Source organism: Burkholderia reimsis, from assembly GCF_003294055.1.
Lineage (GTDB): Bacteria > Pseudomonadota > Gammaproteobacteria > Burkholderiales > Burkholderiaceae > Burkholderia > Burkholderia cepacia.
The window spans coordinates 85,385-92,151 of record NZ_QMFZ01000036.1 but is presented as its reverse complement, the minus strand read 5'-3'; the positions used below and the strand labels follow the sequence as shown (position 1 = coordinate 92,151).

The window sequence follows — 6,767 nt, the reverse complement described above, 5'->3', positions numbered from 1 at the left end:
GCCCCCATCCCCGCCACCGCCTCCCGCGTCTGCGCAATCTCCGCTTCGAGCCAGTCGAGAAACGACCTGACCTGCGGCTCGCGCTCACGCCCAGGCCGGCACAGCGCGACGAAACGCGCACCGTCGAGCCGCACCGACGGCTCGATCGGCGTCAGCGCCCCGTGCGCGACATGCTCGGCAGCCAGCACCGAACTGAGCAGCGCGATGCCCTGCCCGTGCAGCACGGCCTGCAACGCGTAATGCTCGTCGTCGTAATGGCGAAACACCGCGCGTTCGAGCCACGCTTCGCGGCCGGCCGCACGACACCACGACGCCCAGTCGACCGACACGGGCAACGGCGTATCCCACACGGTCTCGATCAGGTCGAGCGGCTCGTCCCTGCGATGCGCGTCGAAGCCGGTTGCCGCATACGCGCCGAAATACTCGTCGATCAGCGCAATCTCGTGCAGCGCCGGAAACGTGCGCGACGTTGCGCGAATTGCAAGATCGATCCGCGCATCGCGTTCGAGATCGACGAGTGCGTTACCGGTTTCGACCTTGATGTGCAGTTGCGGATCGATGCGACGAAACCGCCCGAGACGCGGAATCAGCCACATCGCGGCGAATGCGGGCGTGGTGGTCAGCACGAGCGTGCGCTCGCCGGTCACTTCCGGCCGCACCGCATCGAGCCCGCGGCTCAGCGCGAGCAACGCATCGTGACTCGCGCGGAACAGTTGCTCGCCCTCCTCCGTGAGCCGCACGCCGCTCGCGCCGCGCTCGAACAGCAGCACGCCGAGCCGGCTTTCGAGCGACTTGATCTGGTGCGACACGGCGGCGGGCGTCACGGACAGTTCGTCCGCGGCAGCCTTGAACGCGCCGAGCCGCGCCGACGCTTCGAATACACGCAATGCGGTCAGGGGAAGTTTCGAGAACACGGGGCCTCGCGGGCCGGATCGGGCCGGGTTGAATTCGATTGAATCGGGGTGAGATTAGGTGAATTGAAGCACGCGTGCAACGCGAATAGCCTTGCGGGACGTCACGGCAGGGTGCCGCGGCGAATGACGTCGAACCGGAGAAACAACGTGCAAGGCCTATCGCGCAGGATCACGCAGGCGGTGCTCTACGAAGCGATCGCGATTTCCTGCATCTCGCCCGTGATCGCGGCGCTCTTCAAGCAGGGGCTCGTCTATTCGGGCGCGCTGTCGGCGACGATGTCGGCGATCGCGATGCTGTGGAACATGATCTTCAACGCGCTGTTCGAGCGCTGGGAAGCATCGCGCCGGCAGCCGGCACGCACGCTCGGGCGGCGGATCCTGCACGCCACCGGATTCGAAGGCGGGCTCATCTTCATCCTGGTGCCCGTCGTGTCGTGGTGGCTCGACATCTCGTGGTTCGACGCGTTTGTCGTCGACATCGGGCTGTTCGCGTTCTTCTTCTGTTACGCGTTCGCCTTCCAGTGGGCGTTCGATCACGTGTTCGACGTGCCCGCGGCGACGAAGGGGGAATGAAACGAGCGCCCGGCAATCAAGCAGTCGAAATCGGCATCAATCGGTGCGTTTATTCCCATTTAAAAACGCACCCTGTTTCATTTTTTCGACATTCAAACAATACCACCACCAGAATTCACAAAATCAAAACAACCCTAGGGTTTACGTTACATTGTCCCTCCGCAAATTCGAATGCTAATGTTGTCTGACCATTAACAGAAATCAATCATTCATACCCACCCCATATAATCGGCGCAATTCCATGCGCTCACTCAATCGCTAAATCCGCCCTCGAATTTTCGGGGGCGATTTGCGATGTTCGCAGTTCAATTCCTAAACAAGGAAATCATCATGAACGAAAATCAGGAAAAGCAGGATATCCCGCTGATCGAATGGATGCAGGAAGATCAGCATGAAGACTGGGTCGAGATGATGAAGGACAGCGCAGTCATTCCATTCGCAACTGCTCTGTGGGCATAAGCAGGCAGCCCGAATGATGGCGGATCACAACGACCCGCCATTTTTTGATCCAGAAGCTGGCTACCCCGGAGATAATCATGGAAAAAAGTGTCGAAAATTTCTTTTCGTGTGTCCGCGGACATCCAGCCATGGTGCAGAAACATTCAGCCGGCGCCAACATCCTGGTCGGCTCGGATCAAAGCCAGAAAAATACCGCGCAATCGATTATCCGGCACTGCCCGAAAAAACTCGAATATTCGTTCACCTACGTCGAGCTTGACACGGAAAATCACGAACGGGTCATAACGGAAATCGACCGGTGTGACATGTTCATCTTCATGTACGACTCGTCCATCCGTTCCGACATCAACCCGCATGGGCCGTCATTCATCCCGCCCCTCAAGCCGAAAATGGCCGAGCACTGGAAGAAGTCGGTATTGCTGCGGGAATACGGGGAATTCTTCAAGGAAGCCTTTTCCGAGAGCATCGACGACATTGCCGCCCGCAACGAACGCATCATTGCGGCGGCACAACGCGCTCGACGCGTGCAATTTCACGACGGCTTCGGCGGTTCGCTGCACGGAACGCTGGATCAGACATGGAAAAGCCTCGATGGCCGCAACCACTACGACCTGATGCCCGGCGAAGTGGCGACCCGCGTACTCGACCTGAGCGGAAGCGTCTTGTTCGGCGGCACCTTCCTGAGCACGGTGCCCTTTGCCATCAAGTACGGTGTCATCGACCCGATATTGAAGATCGGGATCGAGCGGAGCCAGGTGGTCAGCGTCGAATCGGCCAATCGACAGCTCGAGGACGATTTCAGGTTGTATCTCGACAAATGCGCGGGAAACAGGATCGTCGAGGAGTTCGGGATCGGCACGAACCTGAACGTCAGGCTGCATGGACGCAATGCAAGTTTCGAAGAACGCCATCCCGGGTTGCACCTTGGCCTCGGCGGCGGTGAACGCGGCAGCCACCACCTGGATCTGGTGTTTTCGTCCGGAACGATCCTGTTCGACGACACCGTCATCTTCGACGGCTCATTCCGTGTGTAGCCCCTGCGACGACACGGCCGGCATCGACGCCCCGGCGAGGTGCCGGCATCGTGACGCCCACCGCCGGCACCCTGCTCGCGCCGGATCCCGTTGCACCCGCCCCGCACGGTGAGCGCGCCCGCCGGAACCGCATTCATGGTCGACCTCGAACAGCAACTGCGTGCCGCGCAGACGCAATACGCAGGCGATTCACGTGATCTCGCGATCCTGCACCGGATCTGCGAACTGCTGACTGCCCTCCGGCGAGAGGAGGAAATGCTCCCCTGGGCCGACCTGGCGCTGGCGCTCGACCCGCACGACGCCGTCTCCATGACACGGCGTGCCGATGCGCTCTACCTGCTGGGCCGCTACGTCGAAGCCGCCGAAGCCTGGAAACGCGATCCGTCGCGGCACAGCCGGCCCGAACTCCACCGCTTGCGACTGGGCATGAGCCTGATGATGGCCGGCGATCTCGCGCAGGCCATCGCGTTGCTCGACGAAGCCTTCCGGATGGCGGCATCCGGTCCTGCCGAGATGAGCGCATCGATCGGATTCGCGATGGGAGAAGCGATGCTCAAGGCGGGCGATCCGCGCGGCTTCGCCTATTGGCGAATGCGTGACGACGTTCCGCGCCTATCCGCCAATTACCGCCCGGTCGACCTCCCGACATGGGACGGCGAATCGGATGTGCGCGGCAAGCGTGTCCTGATCACGCATGAACACGGCTTCGGCGACAACTTTCTCCTCTCGGCCTGCGTGGCCGACTGGCTGGACGAAGGCGCGCACGTCATGCTCACCTGCCATCCGCAGAGCCACGCGCTCATGCAGGCGTCGCTGCCGCGTTGCGAGGTCGTCGCCGCCCCCAATCCGGTGCAGTTTCATGCGCCGTTGCCCCATGAACTGCAAGCACGCGTCGACAGTTTCGCGCCGGACCTGCATGCCACGCTGCTTCATTTGCCGATGCTGAAAGCCCGGCGGACACGCCTGCCGGAACGATGGTTCGCGCCGTACATCAAGACGCCGCCGCACAAGCAGCGGCTCGCTGCCGAATGGGCCGCGCAAGTGCGCGAGCAACATCCGGGCAGGAAGCTGATCGGACTGTTCTGGGATTGCGTCCAACGACATTGGCCCGAAAAAGGCGCCATCGTCAGGTGCTGGGCCAGCCGCCGCAGCCTGCCGCTCGATGCGATCGACGCGATCGTGGCACACCCGGCCATTGCGGAAAGCATGCATTTCGTGAATCTGCATCACCCCGCTGCCGCGGCACTGGCGGGCACGCCGGCCGGCAATGTTGGTCACTACCAGCCCGGGATTCGGGATTTCGGCGACACGGCTGCATGCATGGCCCAACTGGATGCCGTGGTCGCGGTCGATTCGGGTGTCGCCAACCTGGCGGCCATGATGGGTATGCGGACTTGCGTACCGACCCACGTCTGTGGCGACTGGCGCTGGGGCGTCGAGGGTACCGCGAGCCCCTGGATCGCGCAGGCGACCGCCGTGCGGCAAACCCGCGAAGGCGACTGGAGCGACGTGATTCGACGCATCAACGCGTGGCTCATGCATGTCGTGGCCTGATGCCTGCTCACGCCGGACAGGCATGCCGGCGCCCCCCGGCTCCCGGAATCATTCCGGGACGGGGGGCGCCGATCCGTCAAGCCGCTTGCGGGCCGGGCGAACGCCCGGCCGCGTCGCTCAATGCACGCCGAGATACGCCTTCACCGCCGGCAGGCCCGGCTTGCCGTCGAGCGTCGTCACGCCCGCGAGCCACTTGTCGAGCGCCTGCGGGTTCGCCTTCAGCCACTCGGCGGCCGCCTTGTTCGGCTCTACCTTGTTCATGATCGGCACCATCACGTGGTTCTCGATCGTCGTCGTGAACTGCAGGTTCGACACGAACTTCGCGACGTTCGGGCAGCGCTGCGCGTAGTCGGGCGGCGTCGCCGTCAGCACCTTCGCTTCGCCGTAGTTCGGGCCGAACACGTCGTCGCCGCCGCTCAGGTAGTCGATCTTCATCTGCACGTTCATCGGATGCGGCTCCCACCCGAGGAACACGATCCACTGCTTGTCGCGGATCGCGCGATTCACCTCGACCAGCATCCCGGCTTCGCTCGACTCGACCATCTTGAACTTGCCGAGGCCGAACTGGTTGCCGTCGATCATCTTCTTGATCAGCAGGTTGCCGTCGTTGCCCGGCTCGATCCCGTAGATCTTGCCGTTCAGCTTGTCCGCATATTTCTGGATGTCCGCGAACGACTTCAGGCCGCCCTGATAGACGTAGTCGGGCACCGCGAGCGTGTATTTCGCGCCGGTCAGGTTGGGCGTGGAGAGCACCTTGATCGTGCCGGCCTTCGTGAACGGCTGGATGATCGGGTCCATCGTCGGCGACCAGTAGCCGAGGAACACGTCGATCTGCTTGCTCTTGATCCCCGCGAACGTGATCGGCACGGACGCGATCGTCTTCGTCGGGTTGTAGCCGAGCCCCTGCAGCATCGTCGTGGCGAGGCCCGTGGTCGCAGCGATGTCGGACCAGCCGACATCCGCGAAGCGCACGTTCTTGCACACGGGCGGATCGGCCGCATAAACGGCCGACATCGGCGCGGTTATCCCGATCCCGCACACCGCTGCGATCAATAGGCGCTTCATCTTGCTTCTCCTCAAAGTGATGTCGTTTGCTTGAATGCGGGATCGTTTATTGAAGCCGCGCGCCGCGATCCCGGCGACGTCGCGGACTGGATGATTCTCGACAGTCAGCGCCCCGGCAGCCTGCGCTCGTAGCTCGGCGCGTGGCCGAACTGCGCGCGGTAGGCCTTGCTGAAATGGCACGGCGAATGGAAACCGCAGACCGTCGTCACGCGTGCGATCGACGCATCGGTCGTGCGCAGCAGGTCGCGCGCGCGTTTCAGGCGCAGCGTCAGGTAATAGTGGGTCGGCGACACGTTCAAATACACCTTGAACATCCGCTGCAGGTGCCGCTGCGACAGCCGCACGAGCCGCGCGAGTTCCTCGAGCGACAGCGGCTCCTCGATGTTCGCCTCCATCAGCCGCACGACCTCGATCAGCTCCGCGCGCGAGAAGCCGACGCGCGCATCGACCGGAATCGGCTGCGTATCGGTCGAGCTGCGGATGCGCTCCAGGATGAACTGCTCGGATACCTGCGCGGCCAGCTGCTGGCCGAACCGCATGCCGACGAGGTTCAGCATCAGGTCGAGCGGCGCGGTGCCGCCGGTGCAGGTCAGCCGGTCGCGGTCGACGACGAACAGTTCGTCGGCGAACCCGACCTGCGGAAACTCGGCATGCAGCGACGACAGGTTCTCCCAGTGCACGGTGCAGCGATAGCCGTCGAGCAGCCCGCTCGACATCAGCGCATACGCGCCCGTGCAGATGCCGCCGAGCGGCAGCCCGCGTTCGGCAAGCGCCGCAAGCGTATCGCGCGCCTCTTCGTCGACCACGTCGCGGATGCGGATGCCGCCGCACACGATCATCACGTCGGGCAGCTTCGTGTAGTCGAGCGCCTGCGTCGGCCGTACCGCGATGCCGTTGCTGGCATGCACCGGGCTGCCGTCGAGCGAATAGATCGACCACTGGTAATGATCGGCCCGCCCGACGTAGTTCGCCATCCGAAGCACTTCGACAGCGCTCGAGAACGCGATCATCGAGAAGTTCGGCAGCGTCAGGAAGCCGAAATGGGCGAGGGACGAAACCGGTGAAACGCAGGCGGCGGGCGCAACAGCGACGGCGGACGTCACATCGGTCTCCTGGCGACAAGGTTGCAGGGGGCCAACCCCGCGGCCGAAGCCGCGGAAGTCGTTTT

Annotated in this window: 7 protein-coding genes; 4 read left to right on the top strand and 3 right to left on the bottom strand. The window is 63.2% G+C overall.

Annotation, left to right across the window (positions count from 1 at the left end):
* Positions 1-914, bottom strand: a 914-nt coding sequence (locus DPV79_RS32120) for a LysR substrate-binding domain-containing protein (protein ID WP_113047345.1), incomplete at its 3' end; no start/stop codon positions are given.
* Between the two features lie 147 nt (positions 915-1,061).
* On the opposite strand from DPV79_RS32120, the gene DPV79_RS32115 reads away from it, so the two are divergent.
* From DPV79_RS32115 to DPV79_RS32105, 4 genes are all read left to right on the top strand, one after another.
* Complete coding sequence (locus DPV79_RS32115; RefSeq protein ID WP_113047349.1) at positions 1,062-1,487, top strand: PACE efflux transporter; 426 nt, start codon at positions 1,062-1,064, stop codon at positions 1,485-1,487.
* A 330-nt stretch (positions 1,488-1,817) separates the two neighbouring features.
* Positions 1,818-1,946, top strand: a complete 129-nt coding sequence (locus DPV79_RS43690) for a hypothetical protein (protein WP_279636633.1) — start codon at positions 1,818-1,820, stop codon at positions 1,944-1,946.
* 77 nt (positions 1,947-2,023) lie between these two features.
* On the top strand, positions 2,024-2,980 hold the full coding sequence (locus DPV79_RS32110; protein ID WP_063807641.1) for a M29 family metallopeptidase: 957 nt from the start codon (positions 2,024-2,026) through the stop codon (positions 2,978-2,980).
* 135 nt (positions 2,981-3,115) lie between these two features.
* The gene (locus tag DPV79_RS32105) at positions 3,116-4,534 is read left to right on the top strand and encodes a tetratricopeptide repeat protein (protein ID WP_113047348.1); all 1,419 of its coding nucleotides are present in this window, start codon (positions 3,116-3,118) and stop codon (positions 4,532-4,534) included.
* Positions 4,535-4,651: 117 nt separating this feature from the next.
* On the opposite strand, the gene DPV79_RS32100 is transcribed toward DPV79_RS32105, so the two are convergent.
* Entirely contained in the window at positions 4,652-5,599 is a 948-nt protein-coding gene (locus DPV79_RS32100; protein ID WP_021163993.1) for a choline ABC transporter substrate-binding protein, read from the bottom strand.
* A gap of 104 nt (positions 5,600-5,703) precedes the next feature.
* Positions 5,704-6,702 (bottom strand): GlxA family transcriptional regulator, encoded by a 999-nt coding sequence (locus DPV79_RS32095; RefSeq protein ID WP_027790601.1) that lies wholly within the window; start codon positions 6,700-6,702, stop codon positions 5,704-5,706.
* Between the last annotated feature and the right edge of the window lie 65 nt (positions 6,703-6,767).

What these genes read in the sequence shown, in the direction of transcription:
- DPV79_RS32105 (WP_113047348.1), top strand. Translation starts at nt 3,116, where the DNA reads ATGGTCGACCTCGAACAGCAACTGCGTGCCGCGCAGACGCAATACGCA.
- DPV79_RS43690 (WP_279636633.1), top strand. Translation starts at nt 1,818, where the DNA reads ATGAACGAAAATCAGGAAAAGCAGGATATCCCGCTGATCGAATGGATG.
- DPV79_RS32110 (WP_063807641.1), top strand. Translation starts at nt 2,024, where the DNA reads ATGGAAAAAAGTGTCGAAAATTTCTTTTCGTGTGTCCGCGGACATCCA.
- DPV79_RS32100 (WP_021163993.1), bottom strand. Translation starts at nt 5,599, where the DNA reads ATGAAGCGCCTATTGATCGCAGCGGTGTGCGGGATCGGGATAACCGCG.